Source organism: Crateriforma conspicua, assembly GCF_007752935.1.
Classification (GTDB): Bacteria; Planctomycetota; Planctomycetia; order Pirellulales; family Pirellulaceae; genus Crateriforma; species Crateriforma conspicua.
Genome location: NZ_CP036319.1, coordinates 2,333,700 through 2,358,613 on the forward strand (window position 1 = coordinate 2,333,700; position 24,914 = coordinate 2,358,613).

At 55.9% G+C, this 24,914-nt stretch carries 18 protein-coding genes; 14 read left to right on the forward strand and 4 right to left on the reverse strand.

The window, feature by feature from the left end; genetic code table 11:
• Positions 1-16: 16 nt before the first annotated feature.
• Positions 17-955: an alpha/beta hydrolase family protein gene (locus Mal65_RS09035; RefSeq protein ID WP_145296252.1), complete on the reverse strand. Its 939-nt coding sequence runs from the start codon at positions 953-955 to the stop codon at positions 17-19.
• 299 nt (positions 956-1,254) lie between these two features.
• Between Mal65_RS09035 and Mal65_RS09040 the strand changes: the two genes are divergently transcribed.
• The 9 genes from Mal65_RS09040 to Mal65_RS09080 all read left to right on the forward strand — a co-directional run bounded on the left by Mal65_RS09040 (position 1,255) and on the right by Mal65_RS09080 (position 12,544).
• Positions 1,255-2,601, forward strand: a complete 1,347-nt coding sequence (locus tag Mal65_RS09040) for a Gfo/Idh/MocA family protein (protein ID WP_145296255.1) — start codon at positions 1,255-1,257, stop codon at positions 2,599-2,601.
• Positions 2,602-2,826: 225 nt separating this feature from the next.
• Complete coding sequence (locus Mal65_RS09045) at positions 2,827-3,318, forward strand: DinB family protein (protein ID WP_145296258.1); 492 nt, start codon at positions 2,827-2,829, stop codon at positions 3,316-3,318.
• A gap of 296 nt (positions 3,319-3,614) precedes the next feature.
• The gene (locus Mal65_RS09050) at positions 3,615-3,815 is read left to right on the forward strand and encodes a helix-turn-helix domain-containing protein (RefSeq protein WP_145296261.1); all 201 of its coding nucleotides are present in this window, start codon (positions 3,615-3,617) and stop codon (positions 3,813-3,815) included.
• A gap of 103 nt (positions 3,816-3,918) precedes the next feature.
• On the forward strand, positions 3,919-6,012 hold the full coding sequence (locus Mal65_RS09055) for a type I restriction-modification system subunit M (protein WP_145304797.1): 2,094 nt from the start codon (positions 3,919-3,921) through the stop codon (positions 6,010-6,012).
• Positions 6,009-7,346: a restriction endonuclease subunit S gene (locus Mal65_RS09060; RefSeq protein ID WP_145296264.1), complete on the forward strand. Its 1,338-nt coding sequence runs from the start codon at positions 6,009-6,011 to the stop codon at positions 7,344-7,346. The genes Mal65_RS09055 and Mal65_RS09060 overlap by 4 nt, the downstream gene beginning before the upstream one ends.
• Positions 7,339-10,362, forward strand: a complete 3,024-nt coding sequence (locus Mal65_RS09065) for a DEAD/DEAH box helicase family protein (protein WP_145296267.1) — start codon at positions 7,339-7,341, stop codon at positions 10,360-10,362. The genes Mal65_RS09060 and Mal65_RS09065 overlap by 8 nt, the downstream gene beginning before the upstream one ends.
• Positions 10,363-10,417: 55 nt before the next feature.
• On the forward strand, positions 10,418-11,533 hold the full coding sequence (locus Mal65_RS09070; RefSeq protein WP_145296270.1) for a DUF262 domain-containing protein: 1,116 nt from the start codon (positions 10,418-10,420) through the stop codon (positions 11,531-11,533).
• Positions 11,530-12,222, forward strand: coding sequence for a HEPN domain-containing protein (locus Mal65_RS09075; RefSeq protein ID WP_145296273.1), 693 nt, complete (start codon positions 11,530-11,532; stop codon positions 12,220-12,222). The genes Mal65_RS09070 and Mal65_RS09075 overlap by 4 nt, the downstream gene beginning before the upstream one ends.
• Positions 12,223-12,322: 100 nt before the next feature.
• A complete protein-coding gene (locus tag Mal65_RS09080; protein ID WP_145296277.1) occupies positions 12,323-12,544 on the forward strand; it encodes a hypothetical protein in 222 nt (73 codons plus the stop codon).
• Here the strand turns inward: Mal65_RS09080 and Mal65_RS09085 are convergent.
• Positions 12,541-13,521: a family 43 glycosylhydrolase gene (locus Mal65_RS09085; RefSeq protein WP_145296280.1), complete on the reverse strand. Its 981-nt coding sequence runs from the start codon at positions 13,519-13,521 to the stop codon at positions 12,541-12,543. The genes Mal65_RS09080 and Mal65_RS09085 overlap by 4 nt on opposite strands.
• 229 nt (positions 13,522-13,750) lie before the next feature.
• Between Mal65_RS09085 and Mal65_RS26405 the strand changes: the two genes are divergently transcribed.
• From Mal65_RS26405 to Mal65_RS09110, 5 genes are all read left to right on the forward strand, one after another.
• Positions 13,751-14,230, forward strand: a complete 480-nt coding sequence (locus Mal65_RS26405; RefSeq protein ID WP_165701163.1) for a hypothetical protein — start codon at positions 13,751-13,753, stop codon at positions 14,228-14,230.
• A 233-nt stretch (positions 14,231-14,463) separates the two neighbouring features.
• On the forward strand, positions 14,464-15,978 hold the full coding sequence (locus Mal65_RS09095) for an efflux RND transporter periplasmic adaptor subunit (protein WP_165701164.1): 1,515 nt from the start codon (positions 14,464-14,466) through the stop codon (positions 15,976-15,978).
• 3 nt (positions 15,979-15,981) lie between these two features.
• Entirely contained in the window at positions 15,982-19,104 is a 3,123-nt protein-coding gene (locus Mal65_RS09100) for an efflux RND transporter permease subunit (protein WP_145296289.1), read from the forward strand.
• Positions 19,105-19,216: 112 nt separating this feature from the next.
• On the forward strand, positions 19,217-20,431 hold the full coding sequence (locus tag Mal65_RS09105) for a DinB family protein (protein WP_145296292.1): 1,215 nt from the start codon (positions 19,217-19,219) through the stop codon (positions 20,429-20,431).
• Positions 20,424-21,884: a pectate lyase gene (locus tag Mal65_RS09110; RefSeq protein WP_165701165.1), complete on the forward strand. Its 1,461-nt coding sequence runs from the start codon at positions 20,424-20,426 to the stop codon at positions 21,882-21,884. The genes Mal65_RS09105 and Mal65_RS09110 overlap by 8 nt, the downstream gene beginning before the upstream one ends.
• A gap of 22 nt (positions 21,885-21,906) precedes the next feature.
• On the opposite strand, the gene Mal65_RS09115 is transcribed toward Mal65_RS09110, so the two are convergent.
• Positions 21,907-23,820, reverse strand: a complete 1,914-nt coding sequence (locus tag Mal65_RS09115; RefSeq protein WP_165701166.1) for a 3-keto-alpha-glucoside-1,2-lyase-like domain-containing protein — start codon at positions 23,818-23,820, stop codon at positions 21,907-21,909.
• A 234-nt stretch (positions 23,821-24,054) separates the two neighbouring features.
• Positions 24,055-24,492, reverse strand: coding sequence for a hypothetical protein (locus tag Mal65_RS09120; RefSeq protein ID WP_145296301.1), 438 nt, complete (start codon positions 24,490-24,492; stop codon positions 24,055-24,057).
• Between the last annotated feature and the right edge of the window lie 422 nt (positions 24,493-24,914).

Sequence of the window (24,914 nt, forward strand, 5' to 3'; positions counted from 1 at the left end):
AGGCGAGCTGCGTCAGCTAATCGGCTGGACTCAAAACATCGTTGACCCAGTTCCAAGCCGAAGTGCGATAGCGACTAGGTTTTAACAGCCAAGCGTCGGTGTGTGCGGCTTTAGCCAATGCATTGGGAAATTCGCCCAAGGCTTCGCGAGTATTGACGGGCAAGAACGTGAAGTGTTCGGTCTGGGAAAGCGAGGCTCGCAAGAAGTCTTTCGTCGGATCGATGTTTCCGTTCTGGCTGACCAACCACGGGCGATTCCCGGCGCGTTTGATTCGTCGGATCGCTTGTTCGCGATAATCGTCCAGTGGCGAACCCCAGTCGGTGCCACGCCACTGGCGGACGCCGTCGAAGTGGTCGTGCGTTACGAAGGCGGTCCAATGGCTGGCGATTTCATCGTCATGCAGACCGATCAAACTGACGCCAATCGCACCGCGTGAGAAGCCACATAGAAACACTGCGTCAGGATCTGCGTTGAAACGGCGGATGATTCGCGGCACGTTGACCTTCGCATAGTGCACCGTCGCGTCGATGTCGCCCCACCAATTCGGTGCGTTGCGTTTGCCAGATTCGTCGACGTAGGGAAGCGTGACCCAAATGAAACGGCCACCGGAGATCCCATACCCCAAGACCGCATCTTTGGGGTCGCCGGTCGATCCGGTCGGTGGATGCCGGTTGCCCGTGTATTCAAAAATGATCGGCAACGGCGGTCCGTTCTGATTCCAGTTGTCGGGCAAATACACGTGGTGAACGATGTCTGTGTCTGCAAACTCCGGAGCATGAATCGCGACACGACGTCCCGCGGTGGCAGGTCCGGTCGACAGTGCCGGAGGTTCAAGGACTTGTGCCGATTCCGGTTGCGGTTTTGCGTTGCGACGCCCCAGGCTGTCATCGCCAGCGACGGTTTCCAATGCCAAGCCGACAAACGATGCGATTACAAAGGGGTAGCAGAACTTCATCGGTAACTCGATGCAACTTCGAATCAAATCGGGTCATATCAGCTGGACGTTTGTTGTCCGTCGATCAGCGATTGGTTTTACTTCACTTGCGGGTCGGCGGTGAATCAAATCGAGTTGGTTTTCCCAGCGTCGCGTCGGTTGGCCGATCGGTGGCATGGAGTTTTTACGTTCGGCGGCAGGCGACCCGCGTGTTTCGCTTCCCTAATTTTCCGAAATCACCGACTCGGCAGCCCCGACCCCGGCTAGATTCGGCTAACTTCGTTTTTCAACCGTCCTGTTTCCCTGACGAGAATGAGAAGATGCGTCGAAGAGAGTTTCTTGCGTCCACCGCCGCCGCGTCGCTGGCCGCCGTCCAGTCATCCGCTTACGCCACCGCCGGTGATTCCGCGATCCGAGTCGGACTGATCGGTTCGGGCTGGTATGGCAAGACCGACTTGTTTCATTTGATCCAAGTCGCGCCGGTCGAAGTCGTGGGGATCTGCGATGTCGATTCCAAGATGGCCGAGGAAGCCGCGCAACTGGTTTCCAAACGACATCCGTCGGGCAATGTTCCGCCGACGTATGGGAAGCACGAAGACCTGTTGTCGAAACACAAGCCCGATGTGGTGTTGATCGGGACGCCCGACCACTGGCACTGTTTGCCGATGATCGATGCTTGTCGTGCCGGTGCGGATGTGTACGTGCAAAAGCCGATCAGCTGGGATGTTGCCGAGGGCCAGGCGATGGTCGCCGCGGCGCGGAAATACAACCGGACCGTCCAAGTCGGGTTGCAGCGGCGCAGCACTCCACACTTATTGCAAGCTCGAGATCGATTCATTCGCAGCGGCAAGCTGGGCAAGATCGCCTACGTCGATGTGCATGCTTATGGTGGCGGGCCTCGTGACTTTCCCGCGACGCAAGCGCCGCCGGAAAACCTGGATTGGGATCGCTATGTCGGGCCCGCACCTTGGCGCGACTATAACCCCGGCATCCATCCACGACGCTGGCGTGCCTGTGGTGAATTCAGCAACGGCAAGACCGGCGATCTGTGCGTGCACTTCTTGGACGTCGTGCGATATTTCTTGGATCTCGGGATGCCCAAGACGATTGCGGCGACGGGCGGACGGTACATGTTGCCGCCGGATTCCAACGTCAACCTTCACGATACACAAAACGCCTTGTTTGATTTTGGCGACGTTCAAGTGGCCTGGAACCAGCGGAACTGGGGCACCAATCCGGAACCCGATTATTCCTGGGGTGCGACGCTGTACGGCGACAAGGGAACGTTGAAGCTGAGCGTTCGTTCCTATGATTTCATTCCCAAGGGACGTGGCCAAGCGGAACACGGTGACTGGGTGGATGAAAGCGAACAGTATCCCGAAGACCAACAGCACAAAGAAACGGAGATGTTCGCCGCACCCGCCACGCGTCGTCACATGCAGGACTTTGTCGAAGCACGTCGTGAAGGCCGTCGTCCGGTTGCCGATATTGCCGAAGGTCATGCGTCGACGGCGTGCTGCTTGTTGGCCAATTTGTCGATGCACTTGGGACGTTCGCTGGCGTGGGATGCCGACGCCGGTCGGGTGATCGATGACGACGAAGCGAATCTGCAACTGGCGCGGCCGTATCGCGGCGACTGGGAACACCCGACGGCGCATGACGTTTGATTCCACTTTTCCGGCGAACCGTGATTCGGTCGGCGGACCGATCGCGGGGCGTGGTCATCGACATCACGTCTTCGTCAAAAATTCATCACGTCCCGGTTATGTCGTGGAGCCGACTTGGCATCGCGGACGTGATACCTTGCTGGGCTTGTGGCGGAAGCGTTCCGTTGGAGTGCGTTAGAAAGGGCCGTCACATCGAAGCCGACCCTTGGATCATGGGAGTCCACCGTGAGCGATATTCGCAGTCTGATGACCCAACAGTTTGAAAACGAGATCGCGCGGACGCGTCAGGTCTTGGACGTTGTTACCGATGCGGTGCTGGACTACCAGGCGAGCCCGACGATGCGATCGGTACGCTGGAACGTCAGCCATTTGGTCGATGTCCCAAGCTGGGCCGAGATCATCTTGAAAGCCGACGAATTCGATGTTGCCCCGCCGGACGGTCCGCCGCATGAGACACCCGAGATGGCGACGGTGGCCGACGCGATGAAAGCGTTGGACAAGAATGTTGCAGAGGCTCGGACGGCCTTGGCGGATTTCGACGTTCAATCTCTGGACGCCGATTGGTCGTTGAAAGCGGGGGGACAAACTCTGATGACGATGTCACGTTACGAGACATTTCAGATGTTTGAGATCTCGCACGTCGCACACCACCGCGGCCACCTGTTGGTGTACTTGCGGATGAACGGCGTGGAAACACCGCTGCTGTACGGCGGCTAATCGATTCAGCGGCTGAGCGATACGGCATCGGGCCACACGGATACGCATTCTCTGAGGGGCCAGAGCAGAACCTGCTGTGATCCGTGGCAAACTGCTGCGCGGAACGCTGGCGACGATGTGGTTGCCATGCTCGCAGAACAAATTCTCTGAGCCTTACTGGCAACGGTGCTCAGGCAACAACGCGATCCGACCGCCCGCTAATTGACAGCAACTGTTAAGAACGCCGACAATACCACGTTGCGGGGCTCACGCCCCCTTGAGGGGGCCAAACACGCTCGAACACGGATCGCGACGCCATGCCAACCCAACTCGACGACGTTCTCACGATCGACGAATTGGCGACCTATTTGAAGGTTTCCAAATCGACGCTCTACAAACTCGTCCAAGAGGGCAAGATTCCCGGCCAGAAAGTCGGCAAGCATTGGCGGTTTCATCGTGACGTCATCGAACGATGGCTCGGCAAAGACACGCCAACCGAACCGAAACGACCCAAGTAGACCGAACCGCCCAGCCAACGACCCAGCCAAGCGGCGACCGACGACCGGACCGCCGACGCGTCAAGCCGACCGACGCGGGCCAACCAACGGACTAACCGACCTGATGAACCAACCCGAATCGCACCTCGACAAATCACGCCTGAACAACCTGGCCGACGAGATATGGAAGTCGGCCGAGCGACTGCGCGGCAAGTTCAAAGCCCACGAATACCAAAACGTCGTTCTACCGATCATCACGATCCGACGTCTCGAGTGTGTCTTGATCCGTTGGCGCGAAGCCAAAGCCGACGAGATCCGATCGAAGCGACCCAAGATCACCGACGACGCATTGGAGAAACTGGTCAAAGGGTTGGAGTTGAATCCCGCCCAATCGCCCGGGTTCTCCAACTCGACGACGTGGACCATGCGGAAGGTCTACGAAGAAGATCACACGCTGTTGGAAAAGAACTTTCGCGCGTACCTGAAAGGCTTCTCGGAGAACATCCAAGACATTCTCGATAGCTTCGACTACCGGGCCGTCATCGGCAAAATGGTCAAGAACGCCCGGTTGGCACCGATCTTGAACCAATACTCGATTCTCGACATCGGGCCGCAATCGCTTTCCAGTCTCGAGATGGGGTACATCTACGAAGAACTGTTGCGGCGATTTTCGGAAGCCCACGCCGAGGCAGCCGGGGATCACTTCACGCCCCGCGAAGTCATTCGGTTGATGGTCGAGCTATTGCAAATCCCGATCCCGACGCGTCACACCTCGATCTACGATCCGGCTTGTGGAACGGGCGGCATGTTGTACGTCGCCAAAGAACACTTACTCGACAAAGCCAAGACAGACAAAGAACGCGAGGCCGTCGACAAGTTCATCACGTTGCATGGCACCGAGTTGATGGCCGAAACTTACGCGATCGCGCGTAGCGAAGCGTTGATCCGGAACGAAACCCAAACGACGATCCATTGGGGCAACTCGTTGATCCCGCATGTTGAGGGCAGCAAAGACCCCGGCGATCAATTCCCCGAGTCGAAACACCAATTCGACTACATGCTCTCCAATCCGCCATTCGGTGTGACTTGGGGCGGCAAAGACGGCTACCAAACAGAAGCCGAGAAGCTGGAATCGACGCGATACCGCGCCGGCATGCCAAGCGTTGGCGACGGATCGTTGCTGTTTCTGCAAACCATCTTGGCCAAGATGAAGCCCGCGCCCAAGAAAGGCAAAACGCAGCAAGGCGGAAGCAAAGTCGCGATCATCTTCAACGGTTCGCCGCTATCCAATGGCGATTGTGGCAGCGGTGAAAGCGAGATCCGACGCTGGATCCTCGAGAACGATTGGCTCGACGCGATTGTCATGTTGCCCGGCGATCTGTTCTACAACACCGGGATCTACACCTACATTTGGCTACTGCGCAACGACCGCGACGCGATCGGCCGCAAAGGCCGAATCATGCTGATCGACGCCCGCCAGCAGTACGAAAAAGAACCCAAATCGTTTGGTAACAAACGGAACCGAATTGTCGAGCGACATCGGGCATGGATCGAGGATCGCTATCACAACGGATGGAACCGACGCAAAGCCGACGACGACGTCCGGTTCTTCACCAAAGACGACTTTGCGTTCCACAAAGTCGAAGTCGTGTTCTGGCAAACCGACGAAAACGACGAACCCGCGATCATCACCGAACCGTTCCCGGTTTCCTTCACGTCGGGCAACGTCAGCAAGAAACAAGAGTTTTACGACAGCGAGATCACGTTCCATATCCGCGTGACGAGCCCCAAGACCGAAACGCTCCACGAGTTCGACATCACCGTCGGACCGGACGACAAGTTCTTGGACGCTTACAAAGCCGAGATCAAAGATCGGTTCGGTAAGGAGATGAAGAACTTCAACTCCAGCACGCTGAACAAGCTGGAACCAGAAGTCAGCTACACCCATCGGCACTACATCAAAGACGACGAATACATTCCGGTCGATCCGAAGGGCGATCCCGACAAGTACATCCCCGAGTTTCTGGAACGCGAGATCGAGAAACAAATCATTCGGTGGGAAGACCGTCCGCAACTCGGCTACGAGATCCTGCCAAACAAGTATTTCTACAAGTATGTCGAACCGCCCAAAGCCGACGACCTGTTGAGCGAGTTTTGGAAACTCGAAGAAAAAGCGGAAGACCTGTTAAAAGGTTTGGCGGAGGAAGTCGCCCAATGACAATGGCCAACAACTCCTCAGACTGGACGCAAACGCTTCCCGATAGCTGGGGATCCGATCGACTTGGAAAGTTTGCAGACATAATCGTTAGCAACGTCGACAAGAAATCCTACGACGATGAAACGCCGGTCCGACTTTGCAACTATGTGGACGTCTACAAGAACGACTTCATCACCAGCGACGTCGAATTCATGGACGCGACTGCAAGTGATCACGAGATCAACAAGTTTGCGCTGAATGTCGGTGATGTTCTTGCAACTAAAGACTCCGAGAACCCAATGGACATTGCGGTCCCTGCTCTGGTTAAAGAGGACTTGCCCGGTGTGTTATGTGGGTATCACCTGGCTATAGTACGAGCGGATGGGCGCCGACTGCTTGGCGCATTCGCAGCGTGGTTACATTTGTCCCGATCAATTGGCCAACATTACGAAAAGCATGCAACCGGAATCACACGTTGGGCAATTGGAAAACGTGATTTCAAAACTTGCCCGGTCCCCTTACCCCCGATCGACGAACAGCAACGCATCGCGGACTACCTCGACGCGAGTTGCGAGGCGATTGACCGGGCGGTCGAGACGAAGCAGAAGCAACTCGACACCCTCGACGCGCTTCGCAAATCCATCATCCAAAAAGCCGTCACCCAAGGACTCGACCCGAACGTCCCGATGAAAGACTCGGGGGCTCTCTGGTTCCCACGCGTACCAGAGCATTGGAAAGTTGGGCGTTTGAAGGGCATCGCGGAACTACTGAGTGGTTACGCGTTCGATAGTCGAACCTACATCGAAGATGGAACGGCAATCATTAGGATCAGTGAAGTCGTTGATAGTCCAGACCTATCAATAGCAAAACGCGTCCCGAATGACTTTAGAGAAACACTATCTCGTTTTCTGTTGCAGACGGGGGACGTTCTGATCGCGATGACCGGCGCGACAATTGGGAAGAGTGCTGTGTTTCGGTGTGACGAGCCGTGTTTTCTGAATCAGCGTGTGGGTGCCTTTCGGCCAATCAATTCAGATGACGTATTCATCGCGTATCTGATCAAGTCAGAATTGGTTCGCGAACAGATTGATATATTCTGCTATGGAAGCGCGCAACCCAACATCGGACGCCACCAACTTGAGAACATGATCGTCCCTATTCCCCCACGATGTGAGCAGTCGGCAATTGCGGATTTCCTATTGAATCGCCTACGGCAGATTGATCAAGTTGCGGCGGTAACTCGCGATCAAATCCGTAGTCTGAATGCGTACCGCAAATCACTAATCCATGAATGTGTAACCGGCAAACGCCGAATCTCGGAAGACGACGTCGCCAAGGTGAAAAGCCATGTTTGAAGGGCCCGAGCACAAGTTTCAACGTCATATCGCGGACTTTCTGGTCCGCGAAAATGGCTACGCTGTGCTCGAACAGTCCGAAATTATCGACACCGACTACTACTTCGCCGAAGATCATCTCTACGCGTTCCTGAAAGCCACCCAAGCCGAAACGCTCGAGCGATTGGAAGTCGACTACGGCAGCGATTCACGCGACGAGATATTCAAAGCACTTCGCGACGAACTTAACCGCCGGCCATTGTGGATGATCATCCGATCCGGCCTACGCGTTCGCGGTCACGACTTCAAACTCTATTTCCCGAAAGCCCGATCAAGCGAAAGCGTCGCCGCGACGCTTTACAAAGAGAACCGAATTACGTTCATTCCCGAACTTATCATCGGCGGCGGCAAACGTCCCGACTTCGTGTTCTTTCTGAACGGTTTGCCTATCATCACGATCGAACTGAAGCACGAAAAAAACCAGAACGTCCACGACGCCGTCACCCAGTACGTCGACCGCGACCACAACGACCGCATCTTTCAATTGCCGTTCTTGCACGTCGCCGCCGATACCGCCGATGTGATGGTCGCAACCGATCCGAGTCGCGAAAAGAACTTTCGCTGGTTCAATACCGGACTGACCAACGAACCGACAACCGACGGGGAATACCCGGTCGAGTATCTGTATCGTCAAGTCTTGTCCCAAGAAAGCTTGCTCGAGGCGATCGCGTTCTATCTGGTCCGCGCCCCGAAACAAGAGGCAACCGCCGAACGCCCGGAGCAACCGGCTTTCACGATCTTTCCCCGCTATCACCAACACCGCGTCGTCGAGAAGATCGCCGACGAGACGCAAGAACACTTTGCGACCACGGGCGACGTCGGCCGAAAGTTCCTCGTCAATCATTCGGCCGGTTCGGGCAAGACGTTGACGATGTGTTGGCTGGCCGATCGCTTGCATAGCATCTACAAGCCCGGCACGACCGAAAAGATGGTCAACATGATCTTTCTGGTCACGGATCGAAAGTCGCTCGACAAGAATATTCGCGAAGATCTGCAAAAGTTCTCACACCTGAAAGACGTCGTCCGGTTCGCCAAGAAGGCTCGCAACCTTGGCGACCTGATCCGCGATCGAGCCCAGATTATCGTCACGACGCAACAAAAGTTTCACTACATCTTGAAACGCTTTGCCGATGACGCCGAATTAAGGACGTTACGCGTTGCGTTCTTGATCGACGAGGCGCACCGATCCCAAGAGGGACGCATGGCGACGGACCGGTCGAGAATGTTTCGCGATGCCGAAGCCGTCTCGGAAAAACTGGGAAGCTACACCGTCGAAGAGGACGACGACGCGGAAGAAGCGGAAGTTGTCACCGAAACGGCCAAGACCGGGGCGGACGATCCCGACGTCGAAGACGCGACCGAGAAAGAGGATCCGCAAGACAAGTTGGCCAAGGTGATCGAGGAACGCGATCTGAACCAATTGTTCGTCGCGTTCACGGCAACGCCCAGCCCCGCGACGCAACAACTATTCGGCGAACCGTTCGACACCTACAGCGAAGCGGAAGCGATCGCCGAGGGTTACATCGTCGACGTAGTCCAAAGCATCATTTCCTACAAGACGCTCTACAACCTGAGTTGCTCGATCTTACCGATCGGCGAAGAGGAAAAATTGTACCCGGCCGGCGTTGTCTCGAAAGCATTGAAGAACGTCGCCTACCAAGATCCCGAACTGATCCAATACAAGGCGGAAGTCATGTTGCGGATCTTCGAGGAACAAGTCGCCAACCTGATCGACGGCCGATCCAAAACGATGATCGTCGCCACAAGTCGACTGGCCGGCCTGCTGTATTACCAGATCATCAAACGCAAGTTGAAGGAACGCGCGGCGAACTACAAAGTTCTCTACGCGTTCACGGACTTCGTTCACCCCGACACGAACAAGGTGATCTCGGAACACGAATTGAACGACTTGAAAGAGGGCGAGTTGATCGAAGACCGATTCGCCGAAGACGCGTATCGGTTGATGGTGGTCGCCAGCAAGTTTCAAACCGGATTCGACCAACCACTATTGGCCGGCATGTTCTTGGACAAAGCCGTCGCCGATCGCAACGCCGTTCAAACGATCTCACGTCTCAACCGATGCCATCCCGACAAATCGGACGTCGTTGTCGTTGACTTCACGAACAACGCCAAAGCGATCCTGAAAGCGTTCAACAAGTATCGACACGGTTCGCCACACGATCCCGATGAACCCGATTCGCAAAAGTGCCTCGATTTGTACGACGAGATCTTGGCCGTCGGCCTGTTCGAGCAATCCGACGCGCCGCCGATCGTTAAGTTGATCGAGGAGAACGACGACGCAAGGCTACAAACGGCCGTCAATGAACTGCGAAAGCGGTTCGCCGGTCACTTTGCCCCTGATTCCGACGAGCGCAAAGAGTACGTCTATTTGCTGGCCAAGTTCGTCAAGATTTATCATTTTTTGAATCGATTCTTCGCCTACGAATCGCACATTCGCGAGTTTGCCGAGTTCTGTGAGTACGTTGGTCCGCAACTAATCAAAGCCGGCAGCGTTTCGGAACTGATGAAACAGGTTCGGGCGACTTTCGTCGACAAGGCGGCCGTCACCTACGAAGGGACGGTCGAGATGCCGGGCGGCCAGAAAAAGCCGAAGCCGCGAAAAGGGGGCGGCGGCGGTGGAACACCACCGAAGAAAGTTTCCGTCCAAGACATGATCGCGAAGATCCGCGAACAATTCGAGATCACGGACGAAGAGGCGCTGCACATCAAAGAAGTCTCAGAAGAAAAGATCGCCGACGAGAACATCCAACAAACCGTCGCCGCCCACCGTCACGACCGCGCCTACCTCGACGGCATCTTCCGCGACCAAGTCGACAAGGGCATCCAAGACGCCTACGCGTTGCGTCTGTTGTACGAACAACTCGGGGATCCCAAGTACATCGACCCCGGCGCGATCTTCGACATCATGGCTTACACGGTCATCCAAAAAGGCATCGAACTAGCCGAGTCAGCGTAGAGATACCGTAGACAACTAAACCGTACCGTAATTTGTCAAGAACGAAGGAAGAAAGATGCCAGAAGAAGACGTGATGGAATTCTCCGATCCCCCGGAGGAACAAGAAAGTGAGATCGACGAGATTCCCAAGGATCTGAGGGCGCTCCGTACGCAAGCGTACGACAAAAGCATCAGCGATCTGGTTGAGATGATCAAGAATGGCGACATCATCCTAAACCCCGAGTATCAGCGTGATTATGTTTGGGACGACACCAAAGCATCCTTGCTGATCGAGTCAATTCTTTTGAACGTTCCAATTCCTGTGGTCTATGTCGCCGAAGACGAGGATGGTTGCTGGAACGTTGTCGACGGGCTCCAGCGTCTAAGTTCGATTGCCCGTTTTATGAACAACGAATTTGCGTTGCGGGGGCTTGAAGTTCTGTCCGACTTGAATCGCTTGCGATACCACAAGCTCAACCCCAAGGCGAGTCGAATCCTTCGCAACGGCATCATCCGTATTATCTTGATCTTTAAGGAGTCGCATCCCGACATTAAGTACGAGATCTTCATGCGACTAAATAAAGGTGCGATCACACTCTCTGAGCAAGAGTTACGCAACTGCTTATACCGAGGAACGTTCAACCAGCTTTTGCACAAGCTACGAGAGCACCCGTCAGTCTTAAAGCTCATGCGGCGAAAGGAGAAACACAAACGCATGACCGATGCCGAACTTCTTCTTCGACATTTCATGGTGTCTGAAGGCTATTCGCCGTCGATTAAGTCAGTCGAGGGATACACCGGGAACATGCGATCTTCGCTGAACGGTTTTATGCGGAAGAAGCAAAATGCTGGACCGCAGGAAATCGCTCGGATGGAAAGCGAGTGTATTGCGACAATCGAAACTTGCTTGGATGTGTTTGGCGACGACGCATTGCAACGTGTCGATGAAGACGGAAACTTCGATGGACGGCTGAATCGCGCATTGATGGATTCGGTGTTGGCGTGCTTCAAACTTCACGACGAAGCTGACTTGAAGGCAAACAAAGATGGTATCAAGAGCGGTTTAATAGAATTATTCAACGATCCGAAATTCCTCGACGCGATAACGGTTCGCACGTCCGACAAAAAGAAGATGGACTACCGCGTGTCGAAGTTCTGCTCAATGGTCGATGAGGTATTGGCAGCACCATGACATTGTCGATCGAAGCTGGATCAGAATTTGAAGAGTCGCTGCAAGAGTTCAATCTGCTTTTGGAATTGGCGGTCCAAGCCGACGAGAACGACGAGGACGAGCAATACGCAGTATTTCTTAAATGCGCTCTCTTGTTGCTCACCTCGAAGTTCGAGTGCTTTTTGGAAGAGCTTGTCGAAGAGGTCGGGGATTGGATTAGAACCGAGAATGTTCCGTGTAGCGTGCTTCCGATCGAAATATCGACGCACTACACGCATCGTCGGTCATGCAACGTAGAATCACACTACAACCAAGCGAAGTTTGAAGACATTCGTGTTAGTTCTACAGCGTTGGCCAAGTTCTGGTTGGATCAAGATTCAGGAGATTTTGAAATCGACTGCAAGTTCAGCTATGGCAAACACGGCGAGAAAGAAGTTGCAAAGTTGCTTCGTCGAGTCGGGGTCCCTGATCCGTTCGACGCGATCAATGTCGAGATCGAGAAAGCCGATGGGACGACCCAGCAAGTCGATATGGCGGGCATCGTCAATTCGTTGACAGCGATTCGGAATAATGTTTTGCACCAAAACGCTTCTCCCCAATTGACGCATGTTTTTCTGCTCGAGAAACACGCCTGTCTTCTCAAGTTTAGCCAAGAGCTTGTGACCCACATCGAAAACATGTTAGGCGGGTTGGTTTCGCAAGGAACGTAAAAGGTACTCCCGACGGATCGCGTTTCTTTCTAGGGCCCCCAGAACAGCCCCCAATGTAGGCACACTTTCTTTCGTTCTACATCATTCACAAAGGATTGTGATGGACGACTTTACGTCTCGAACCGCCGATCACATGCTCGACTACTTGGGCAGCGATGGCGATCCCGGTTGGGTGTTCTTCCGCCAATTCGGCGAATGGGGGGCAAAAATCAGGATGGTGTCGCACGGCACGGCGGAAGACGTTATCGCTAACTCCATCGCGCCGAGTCCAACCTCGGCACCGTTTCGCGTGAACGGACAACACATAGACGCGTGGGGCTAGGGCAACAGATCCGTCAGATCGACGCCTTCGCTGGTCGGCTGGACCATTCGGATGCTGCCGTCGACGTCGAAGTCCAGGTATTCGGCGCGAAGCTGGCGCTGGTGTTTCGGATCGTCGTTGACCCACTGATGGTAAAACAGGATCCAGCGGCCACGATACTTGATGATGCTGTGGTGATTGTTGCCGCCGTAGGGTTTCATGAATTCGCCGCGGAATTCAAACGGTCCCAGCGGACTGGACCCGGTGTAGTAGATCAAGTTGTTCCAGCCGCGTGCGATCGTGAAGTAATACGTGCCGTATCGTTTGAAGACGTAGGCGGCTTCGAAGCGGTCGGGGCGGTATTCCAGATTCAGGTCGATCGGGCCTTGGACGATCGACTTCATGTCGTCGCCCAGTTGGTAGACCCGATCCTGTAGGTACAGCCAGTAAACGCCGTCGTCGTTCAAGATGGCCGGGTCATGACCGCGGACCAGCGGCTGTTCGGTCAGTTCGGTGAAGGGACCTTCGGGGGATTCCGCTTCGGCGACGCCGACGCCTTGTCGGCCTTTGCCGCCGTTGTTGAAGTAATAGAACAGGTAGTACTTGTTGTCTTTCTTGGTGATGTCCGGTGCCCACGCCTTGTGGGTTCCCCACCGCGAATCCCTGTCGGAAAAAATGGTTCCGTGATCGGTCCAGTTGACCAGGTCATTGGTTGAATAGCAGGACCAGCCTTTTTGTTGGTCCCAGTCTTTGTTGTCCGTGGTCGGGTACAGAAACAGACGTCCATCATCGCCGATGATGACCGACGGGTCGGCACCATAAAACGGATGCCCGTTGACCCGCAGCGGATTGTTCGGGGGTGCCGCGGGGGAATCCGTCTTCGCAGTGTTTTGGTTTTCCGTTTCGGCGGAATCGGCCACCACGACGGACATTGAATGACACAGGACAAGAATGAAGCCGAGAAGTACCGAATGAATTGGCCGAGATTGCTGGAGCATGGCAGGGGGTGAAGGAGTTCGGGTGACGGATCGGCAGAGAAGGTGGGACGGAAAGCCAATCCTGGGGAATCGACGCGAACAGACAAGAGCAGATTTTTGGACGAGCACCGGCGGTGATTTGCTGGCAAGACGAAACAGAAAATGTCGGACAAACCATGCCCGATTGGGCTGAATTTCAAATCACCGTTCAGATACAATATGTCGCACGTTCTTTCGCAAAGGCGCAATCATGCATCAATTTTCACCAGCATTTTCTAAATGGCCGATCGTCTTGACGGTCTTGCTGTGCCAGATGCATGCGCCTGTGCCCGTTGTTCACGATCATCAACACGTTGGTGTTGCGTTTCGTCTTCATGATCATTTGACGCAACGTCATCACGACTTGTCCGATGACGCATGTCGGCATGTTCACTGGGTTTGGCCGGGAGCGTGCGATCCATCGAATTCGTCGCACGATGATCCGATCGATGAATCGATGCCCAGCATTCCGATGTTCAGTCGTCACGTCGGCGGCGATGTGATGGCCGGATTGGGGGGCGGTGTGAACGCCACCGAATCGCTGGACATGATCGGTCTGGCGATTGCCCCGTTGATGGCCGGTGGCTTGGTCCGTGGACACGGCGATGTGATCCGCGGCGGTCTGTATCGCGTGGACAAAACACGTTTTCTGGGACGCCCTTGCGCGGTGCTTTGTATCGCAAGGTGTTAACCGATTCGACGCATTGAATTGCTGTTGTTGATCGGTATCTCAGCACCCTTGGACCGTCGAATTCGATTGGTCCATCAGCGGGATGATTGAATGATTCGTCACGGAACGAATCGTTCACATCGCCGTCGATGGCATCGCGGATCGGTGAACATGGTCCTGGCCGGAAACAAGATTCGTTTTGCAATCATGTTCCCGTCGGTGTGTTTCCCAAGCGAAATTTTTTTCTCACCGCTATGAAGATCCACCACTGGATTGCCGTTGCCATGATTGGCGTCGGCGGCCTGTTGGCGTTTACCGCCTATTGGCAAGAACAAAGTCCACCATCACAGACGCCATCCGCATCGGTATCGGGTGATGCGTCGGACGAAACCGAGGTTGTTCAAGGAAGTCTGGTTCGATTGACGGCCAAAAAGATGGCGGCCGCGGCGATTCAGATCCAGACACTTCAGCCCACCGAATTGATCGTCACGCGGACTTACCCCGCCAGGTTCGAATACGATCAATCGCTGCACGTGGCAATCAACGCGCCGACCGACGGCATCTTGGAATCGATCCAAGTCAAACCCGGTGACGACGTAAAGTCGGGGCAGGTCATTGCGATCTTTCGCAGCCCCGCGATCGGTCAAGCACGCAATGAATGGCTGCGTCGTTTGGACGAAGCCGAATTGGCATCCAATGAAAGCGATTGGAAACAAACCATCCGATCGGGAACGTTGCAGTTGATCGAACGAATCGAGCAGCGCCAGGCAATCGAACAGATCAAAGCGGAGATGCAGGATGTCACGTTGGGGCAATACCGTGGCGACTTGCTGATGCAGTACAGCCAATGGTTGCTGGCCGACCGGCTGGCACGGTCGGCGGGCAATATCGGCCAATCCGGGGCGGTCAGCGGCCGGGTCGTTCAGCAACGGCAAGCATCGGTGGACCAAGCCGCCGCATCGCTGAGCGCCGCGATCGAATCCGCACGCTTTGAGGTTGAACAAACGGCTCGCGATGCAACGGTTCGTTACCAGGCCGCGCAGCGATCGGTCGATCTGGCGGCCCAGCAAGTGGCGAATTTGACCGGACAGATGCCACAGCGGTCGTCCGACTTGAACCAGCCAGGAAAAGCGAGCGGCGTTGCCGAAGCCGGTGTTGATGAAACGGGCGATGCCGATGGCAGTGATCTTTCCCGGTTGGTGCTTCGCAGCACCATCGACGGCGTCGTCCAGGAGCGGCGGTTTGCACCGACCGAACGCGTCACAGCGGGTCAGCCCATGTTTGTCATTGCCGACACATCGCGATTGTGGGTGCGTGCAGACATTCGTGACGACGATGTCGCATCGGTCCATGTATCACCCGGTGATTCGGTGCGGCTGGTTCCGACCAGTATGCCGGAAAGAGCGCTCGACGCGACCGTTCATTTCATGGGGCGTCGGTTGGACCCGCAAACCGGCACGATTCCCTTGGTGTTGACCGTTCCCAACGACAACGAATGGTTTTGGCCCGGACAATTTGCCCGTGTTTCGGTACCGATCCAACGCATCGAATCGGCATTGGTGGTACCGGAATCGGCCGTGATCGACGTCGATGGTTCGACCAGCGTGTTTGTCCGTGATGGGGAATCCTTTCGCGCCGTCGGCGTACAGTTGGGACGCACCGGCCGACAGGGCGTGCAGATCACCGAAGGGTTGCATGCGGGAGACCCCGTGGTGACCGAAGGTGCGTTCGTGTTGAAAAGCGAACTGTTGTTGGAAGGAGAGGAGTGATCGATGCTGAAGCGATTGATCGAACTCTCGTTGCACCACCGCATGTTGGTGTTTGTCATCACTTTCCTGGTCGCCTTGGCCGGATTGCGCAGTGCATTGCACTTGCCCATCGACGCGGTGCCCGATTTGACCAACACTCAGGTCACGGTGATGACCGAGGCGGGGTCTTTGCCGCCGGTGGAAGTCGAACGTCAAGTGACGTATCCGATCGAATGGGCGATGGGTGGATTGCCCAACGTCGAAGAAGTCCGCAGTGTTTCAAAGTTCGGGCTGTCGGTCATCACGATCGTCTTCAACGAAGGCACCGATGTCTACTTTGCAACGTCGCAGGTGGACCAGCGGTTGTCGTCGGCAGCCGCCGAAATCCCTGAAAACTATGGGCCGCCTGAATTGGGGCCGATGACGACCGCTCTGGGCGAAATCCTGCAGTTCGAAGTGCGTGACGATTCGAAGTCGCCGATGGAACTGAGAACGCTGTTGGAATGGCAGATCGCACCGCGGTTGCGTGAGGTCGCCGGAGTGACCGAGATCAACAGCATGGGCGGCTTTTACAAAAGCTTCGAAGTCCGTCCGGATCCCGATCGGTTGACATCCCTGGGCATCGGATTGGATGAACTGTACCGGAGGATCGAAGATGCCAACGTGAACGCAGGTGGTGGTTACATCGTGCACCACGGAGAACAACGCTTTTTGCGTGGCGAGGGATTGTTGGTCGACGAATCGGATTTGGGCAACATCGTTCTGCGTCGCAACGACGAAGGCCTTCCATTGTTGCTGTCCGATGTCGCACGCATCTGCATCGCACCGTTGCCACGTCAGGGGGCGGTCAGTCGTGACGGTCGTGGCGAGGCGGTGACCGGCATGGTGATGATGCGGATCGGTGAAAATTCACGTGAGGTGGTTGCACGCGTGAAAGACCGTATCGAAGAATTGCGGGAATCGTTGCCGTCGGGTGTTCAGCTGGAGATCATCTATGACCGTGAAGATCTGATCGGGCGGACATTGAAAACGGTCTTGAAGAACCTGGTCGAAGGCGGCGCTTTGGTGGCGATTGTCTTGTTGGCGATGCTGGGCAGCATCCGGGCCGGTCTGATTGTGGCCTTGGCGATTCCGCTGTCGATGCTGTTCGCGTCCAATTTGATGTTGGCCCTGGGGATCTCGGCCAGTCTGATGAGTCTGGGGGCGATCGATTTCGGGCTGATTGTCGATTCGTCGGTGATCATGGTGGAAAACTGTGTCCGGCGTCTGTCCGAGACGGCGGCGACGGGCATGAATCGACTGGCCGTGATACGCGATGCGGCGATCGAGGTCCGGGGACCGACGATGTTTGGCGAACTGATCATTGCGGTGGTCTACATCCCCGTGCTGTTGCTGGAAGGCACCGAAGGAAAGCTGTTTCGGCCCATGGCATTGACCGTGCTGTTTGCGCTGGGCGGTTCGCTGATTCTGTCCATGACGTTGATGCCGGCCTTGGCGTCGGTCGCGTTGCCCAAGTCGCCCAAAGAAAAAGAGGTTTGGTTTCTGCGATGGATCAAACGGTTCTATTTGCCTTTGGTGGGGCTGTGTTTGCGATGGCCCGTTTTGACCATCGGAACCGCGTTGATGGTGTTTTTGATCAGCATTCCGATTGCTCTCGGCTTGGGGGCGGAATTCATGCCTCGTTTGAACGAGGGCGATTTGTTGGTGGAAGCCGTACGGCTGCCCAGTGCGTCGTTGGAAGGTTCACGAGAAATGGCACAGGCCGTTGAATCGGAGTTGACGCAATTCCCCGAGGTCAAAACCGTGTTCACCAAAACGGGGCGACCCGAAGTCGCCAATGATGTGATGGGCGTCCACCAGTCGGACGTGTGGGTCATGCTGAATCCACCCGACCAATGGCCGGCGGCAAAGACCCGTGATGAATTGATCGCAGAAATGGAAGCGGTCCTGACCGACCGAGTTCCCGGCGTGGCGTTCGGTTTCACCCAGCCGATCGAAATGCGGGTGGACGAGTTGGTGGCCGGGGTGAAAGCCGATGTGGCCGTGTTGGTGTTCGGCGACGACTTGGACGTCTTGGCCGACAAAGCCAAGTCGATCGAACGTGTGCTGAAGCAAATACCTGGTGCGGCGGATGTGAAAGCGGACATCCAATCCACGTTGGAAACCTTGAACATTCGACCTCGCCGCGATCGGCTGGCACGCTACGGCATCGATGCCGCGGCGGTAATGGACGTGGTGGCGGCGATGGGAGGACGACCGGTGGGCGAGATCCTGCAGGGCCGTGCGCGTTTCCCGATTCGTGTAAGGTTGCACGAAAGTTGGCGCAACAGTGTCGCGCAGATGAAACAGTTGCCCGTTGGTATCGCCGGTGGACAAGTCGTGCCGCTGGGTGAATTGGCCGACATTACGCTGGAACAAACACCGCCTACGGTCGAACATGAAGACGGCCGTCGTCGGACATTCGTGTCGGCCAACGTCCGCGGTCGAGATGTGGCAAGCTTTGTGTCCGATGCCAAGCAGCAGATTCACGATCAAGTGCTTTTGCCGGCAGGATATGAGCTGCGTTGGGGGGGCGATTTTGAAAACTTGCAATCGGCCAGCAAGCGATTGCTGTTGATCACGCCGCTGGTTCTGGTGCTGATCTTTTTGTTGTTGCACACCAGTTTCAACTCGATGCGTTTGGCAATGTTGATCTTTCTGTGCGTGCCCATGGCGGCCAGCGGCGGTGTGTTTGCATTGATGTTGCGGGGAATGCCGTTCAGCATTGCGGCTGGGGTCGGTTTCATTGCGTTGTTCGGCGTCGCGGTGCTGAACGGCCTGGTTTGGGTCAGCGACGCCGAAAATCACCGTCGATCAGGGGAATTGCCGAAGGACGCCGCGATGTCGGCCGCCGACGATCGACTGCGTCCCGTGTTGATGACCGCGTTGGTGGCAAGCCTGGGATTCCTGCCGATGGCGATGTCCACCAGTGACGGTGCGGAGATCCAGCGACCTTTGGCGACCGTGGTGATCGGTGGACTGGTGACCAGTTCGCTGTTGACGTGCCTGGTGATCCCCACGGTCTATTCCGTGATGGCGATTCGCGGGAATCGGTCCGACAACCCGTTTGAGACCGCTGGCGAGATCCCGGTGGAGACTTCCCTGTAATCGCATCTCGGTTTGACGCGCAACGGTGCGTCCGGTGACCGGTATGCTACGCAAATACATCGGCCGAACGTTGCCGGTGTTTTCCAGCCACCGTCATTGGCAGCGCCGTCGAATGAAGTCTTTCGAAATTGTGAATTCTTATCGGTCATCACTGGCAAAGGTTTGCCTATGTTTGGCCGCGTTGTGTTCATCGGCTTCCGCGTTCGCAAAATCGGGTGATCCGCTGGCCATCCGACTTTGGCCCGACGATGTTGTTTCGGTGGAATCGTTTTGGGGGCTGGAGGTCTACATCGATCTCGGCAGAGCGAGCGTCAGCGACGGAGCCAGGGCGAATGATCTGGACGCCACATCGGGGCGTGTCACCGTCGGTACCGATCAGGCCATCAACCATGTTTTGGATCGTCTGCCCAATCAAACGCTGGCCACGTGGACACCGGCCGAGCAAACACGTGTGGCAAGTCCTCATGCGATTCGCGTCCGCTGCCCCGGCGGTCGATCGGAGGATCAGGCCGCATCGAGCGTGTTTTTGATCGACGCCGATGGTGTGACAATCGTGGTGGTCGCCGGCGATCAGCTGCGATCGGTGCAGGGACAATTCGTTGGGGATGTCCGGCCCGACGTGATGGTGATCGCGACGGACGATGCGGCTAAAGTCCAAGCGTGGGCACGAAAAGAATCCAACGCAGCGATCCTGCCGCGTCGAATCGTCCTGTCCAGTGCTTCGGGATCCAGCGATGTCGATGGATCAAACGCACACCGGATCGATCACAACACGATGGCTGTATCGGCAAGCGGTTTGAAAGACCAACCGATGCAGTGGTTTTGGATGACCGACCAGCCGTGGCAGATGAAGGCATCGCTGGTGAAACCCTTCGATGCCATGGAAGCGGCTTGCCAAAAGTCACAGCAGGTCTTTGCAAAGCTTTCGGACAAGCAGTTGAACTTTCGGCCCTCCAACGGCACTCATACGCCGCGTTGGAACGCCGAACACATGATGGGGCGACAGCTGCTGTTCTTTTCACAGATCTATCACGCGATCGATGACCAGATTCCCGTCATGGATCAAAATCCCAAGCAGATGCCGCCGGACTACACGCCGGCACATCCCGAATGGGACGGCGTTGAAGAGGCCAGGCAGATGCAGCGGGTGAGCGATTTCTGTCGGCGTTTTGCCTATTTGTTGCAAGGGATTGAACCGGAGGACAAGGCCCCTGGGTCACGATGGCCGACGTTGCGGGCATTGATGAAACAGATGCAGCGACACTATGGCGAGCACACGACCAATACAATTGCGAAGTTCGAACTGGTGGATTTTCCCGATGAGTAATCTGTTTCGTAATACGATCGTCATTGGTATTTCCATGACCGTGTGGTTGTCGGTCGTGTCGGATCGCGCCCGCGGCGCAGATCCGCTGCGGGAACAGGCGTTGCGGACAGCGAAACTGGCCACCACGTTTCTGACGGAAAACATCGCAGATCATGGCGGATATCTTTGGCGTTATTCGTCGGATTTGAAAGTTCGTGAGGGCGAAGGCGTTGTGGATACAGCCACCGTCTGGGTGCAGCCGCCAGGGACGCCCGCGGTGGGCGAAGCGTTTGTGCGTCTGTATCAGGCGACATCGGATCCACAGTTTCTGGACGCCGCGATGGCCGCCGCCGGTGCGCTGCGGCATGGACAGATGCGTAGCGGTGGCTGGCAGGCACACATCGAATTTGATCCGGACCGGCGCGCCAAATGGGCTTATCGGACCGAACCGCCGGGGAAGAAACGCAAGGACCAATCCAGCTTGGATGATGACAAGACACAGTCATCGATTCGGTTTCTGGTTCAGCTGGATCGTGCAACCGGTTTTCGCGATGCCGGCATCCACGCCATGACCACCGATGCATTGAAAGGGCTGATGAGTCAGGGCCAGTTTGAAAACGGCGGTTTTCCTCAAGTTTGGATGGACCAACCGCCCGTCGATGCCAAGCGTCCGCCGATCCAAGCGTCCTTTCCCGAACAATGGCCACGCGAATATCCCGGCCACGGCGAATACTGGCATCGATACACCCTGAACGACAACTTGGCGTCGACGTTGATGACGACGCTGATTTTGGCGAGCGAGACCTACGATGACCCGGCCTATCGTGATGCCGCCATCCGCTTGGCCGATTCGTTGTTGTTGGCGCAGTTGCCTTCGCCTCAACGGGCGTGGGCCCAGCAATACAACCAGCAGATGCAGCCGATCTGGGCAAGGAAGTTTGAACCGCCCGCGGTCAGTGGCTCGGAATCGCAAGCCGTCATCGACACTTTGATGGATGTGTATCAATGGACCGGGGACGAAAAGTATTTGAAGCCGATTCGTCCGGCGATCGATTATCTGCAACGCAGCCGTTTGTCCGACGGAAGGTTGGCACGGTTCTATGAACTGCGAACCAACCGGCCGCTGTACTTCGATCGCCAGTACAACCTGACGTATGACGATTCCGACATGCCGACGCACTATGCATTTAAAATCGGGGATCGAACGGAAAGATTGCGACGGCGTTATGAACAAGTCATCGGTCGGGGCATGGTCGCAGACGATGCACGAGAGGCTTGGCTGGATCGGTTGATCGGCCGTCGCGAAGCCAATGCGTCAAGAATCCGAAAGATCGTTGGCGCGATCGATTCACGTGGTGCCTGGGTGGCCGACGAACCGATGCGGTACCACCGTCATCCAGGGCCGTCGATCAGCATGGCGACGACCGTGGACCACTTGAACCGTATTGCTGACTTTTTGAATACGTCGAATTGACCTTGAGGCGGTCGACGATGCGTCAGTCTTTCTGAACCACGGGGTACAGTCGCAACTTGCGGTACTTCACCGACGTGTGATCGCCTTGCAACAGAATCGGTCCCGGTGCGGTGTCGTCCGATTCAATGCCGCCGCCGGTGCATCCCGCCAACGGTTCATTGTCGATCACGGTGACACCGTTTAGCTGAACCGTGATGTGTCGGTCCACCAAAGTCAGCACGTACTGGTTCCACTGTCCGCCGAGCTTGCCGGCGTTGGTGGACGGGGCAATGCGACCAAAGATTGCACCGGGGCCACTGATCCCTTGCATCTTGCTGTCACGGTCCACGACTTGGGCTTCGTAGGTCCCACGCAGATACACACCGCTGTTGCCGCCGGCGGGGACGTTGTATTCCAGTTCCAAGCGAAAGTCATTGAATTTCTGGTCGGTGACCAAATTTCCAAAGACGCCGTATGCACTGAAGTCCTGCTTGGGTGTTTCATTGATCAAGACGCCATCGACCGCTCGCCAGCCGTTTTGCTTTCCCGCCGGGATCAGTGACCAGCCGGACAAATCGTTTTCGCTGAGCAGGTCGATGGGTTCACCAAATTCGACTTTGGCCAAGTCTGGTTTGGACGGCATCAATGGAATCCGCTTTCCACTCAGCCGAACCGTTTCGGTGGGGGATGAATCGTCGCCGGCCACTCGTTGTGTAAACGTCAGCGTCATCGAATCATCGTCGTTCAGCTTTGCAATCAAGTCGCCGACCAATTCATAGGCGACGTCCGCGCCCCCCGGTTTCCATTTTCGTTTACGAACGAATGCCAGGGACCCGTCGTCGGTCCAGCGTGTTTTTTGAATCGGGCCAGCGCTACCGACGCTCCACAGCAGCGATCCGGTGGGGGTTTGCAGGTCGTTGGTTCGAATGTCCAGCCATACCGGATAGCCGTCGGACAGATGGAATGACCAGGTTCCGTCATAGCCCAACCGTTGGACCGTATTCCAAAAGTCATCCCGCATCGCGTCCACGTCGATACGGTCGTAAACCCAAATCGGTCGACCGCCATTTTCCGGCGGCCCGGGAACCTGTTTTTCGTTCGCCATCTCGGGGTGCAACATCGCTTCGACCAAAGCCAAGTCCCACATCACCCATTTTTGACTGTCGGGGAAACGACGAGTCCAGGCCTCGGTCAGGTAAGCTCCGACCGGTCCCATCTGACTTTGGCGTCGGAAGGAATCTTTTTGATCGAACTTGTACGCTTGTGATAACGTTGCGGTCATCACGTGCATTTCGACCTCGGGGTGAGACAACAGAAAATCGGCTGCGTTCAGATCGCGACGGACATTGAACTCGGATTTGTTCCAAGCCCCAGTCGATTCGTCGTAGCGAAATCCCATGCAGTAGCATTTGATTTTCGGGGCGATCTCCGGTGCCATCCGGATGGCGGATGCCAGGTTGGTTGTTGCACCGGTGCACACGACGATCAGCGATTGGTCATCGGGAATGGACCGGGCTTGTTCGATGATGAATTGACAGGCGGGGCTGTCTTTGGGGTCGGTGCCGCCCCAAGGTTTGCCCATCGGTTCTTCGGATCCCATCGGTGTCGGCAAATCGTCGCGCCGCATTCGACGCAACAATTCTTCGTTCATCCGCTGGCTGGCCTGGACGGAATCGGGGTCACCCAGATAGTGCAGCCATTGTGTTGAGGTCAGCCCCAAGACCTGGAATTGGTCTTGATGCAGCATCCGAACAATGGCGTACAGGTCATCGATTTCGTTGGCGGTATCACAATCCAAAATCAGTTTTGGTTTCGCCGTGTCCGCCGCTTGAATCTGGCCGGCAACGACCAACAGTATCAGCATCCAGACCCAGCGAATCGAACTGGGGTTTTGGCGTGGTCGGTCCGGTGTGAACGGTGTCATCAACGATGGCTTGGGCATGGATAATTGTGTCATGGGCGGGGCGAAGCAAGAACGATGTCTTGGGAGGGGATGCGAAAAGACGAAAGCCGCTTCAAGATATTCGACGCGGCGCGTCCGCGTGGGATGAGACCGCGTTTTGCCCGACGGGGTCAACGAAAAACCGCACGCCGCCATTCCGATGTCCGGATGGTCGCGTGCGGTCCGATTCAGTTTCAGTGCGTGGCGAACACGATCGGTGGGAGCTCGATCGGTGCCGGTCGCGATGTTTTAAATTTGCCGGATGCGGCGAATCAGGTTCAGCACATGTTGGGCTTCGTTCACGCCACCCGATTTGCGGATGAACTCCATGCCCAGTTCCAGAACATCCAGGCCGACGGTGGCGTCGATGGAGTTGGACGAATCGGCGGGGGCGGCCGTTTCGGCAGCGACAGGTGCGGACTTTGCGGCGGCCGGTTCCGATTTGCCTTTGTTCTTTTCCGCTTTGCGTTTCAGCTGGGCTTTAACGTTGGCCACGTCAGCGGCTTTAACGCCGTGGTGTGACAATGCGGCGACGACATCTTTGTTTCGCACACCGGGATGCTGTTTCAGATACAGCCGGACTCTTTCACTTTTACTCAATTGGGGCTTTTCCACTTTGGTTTGGGTGGTTGATTCTCTTTGCGACTCGTCCAGCGCCGACTCAAGCAAACCATTCAGATCGTTCATTCGATGAAGGTTCTCTTCTTTGCAATGTGTGATATGAGATCCGCGGTAGGGGTGGTACGGACGCACCGTCGATGATGAATAGGCGTTCAATCCCCGCGGATGGGTTAAACCACCGTGCATCACGCATGACACGGCGTTCGGATTGAATGTGCGTCCAACAAACATGTGTAAGTGATCATTCCGTGCAGAGATCTACAGCGATCACCTAGCGATCCGTCACCCGAAAAGTGAATCCATTCCGCGTCCCCGAATGCTATTTCGTATTGGCGAAGCATGTGTGCGATTTTCCGCTCAATCGCCGAGCAACACTTCGACCATCCCGACAAGCAGGGGCGGTGGACATTGCGATCCGCTGACCAGCCCAAAGTCAATAAAACGGGTCCAATGAACAATAGAGTAATCTGGCCTGTGATGTTACGGTT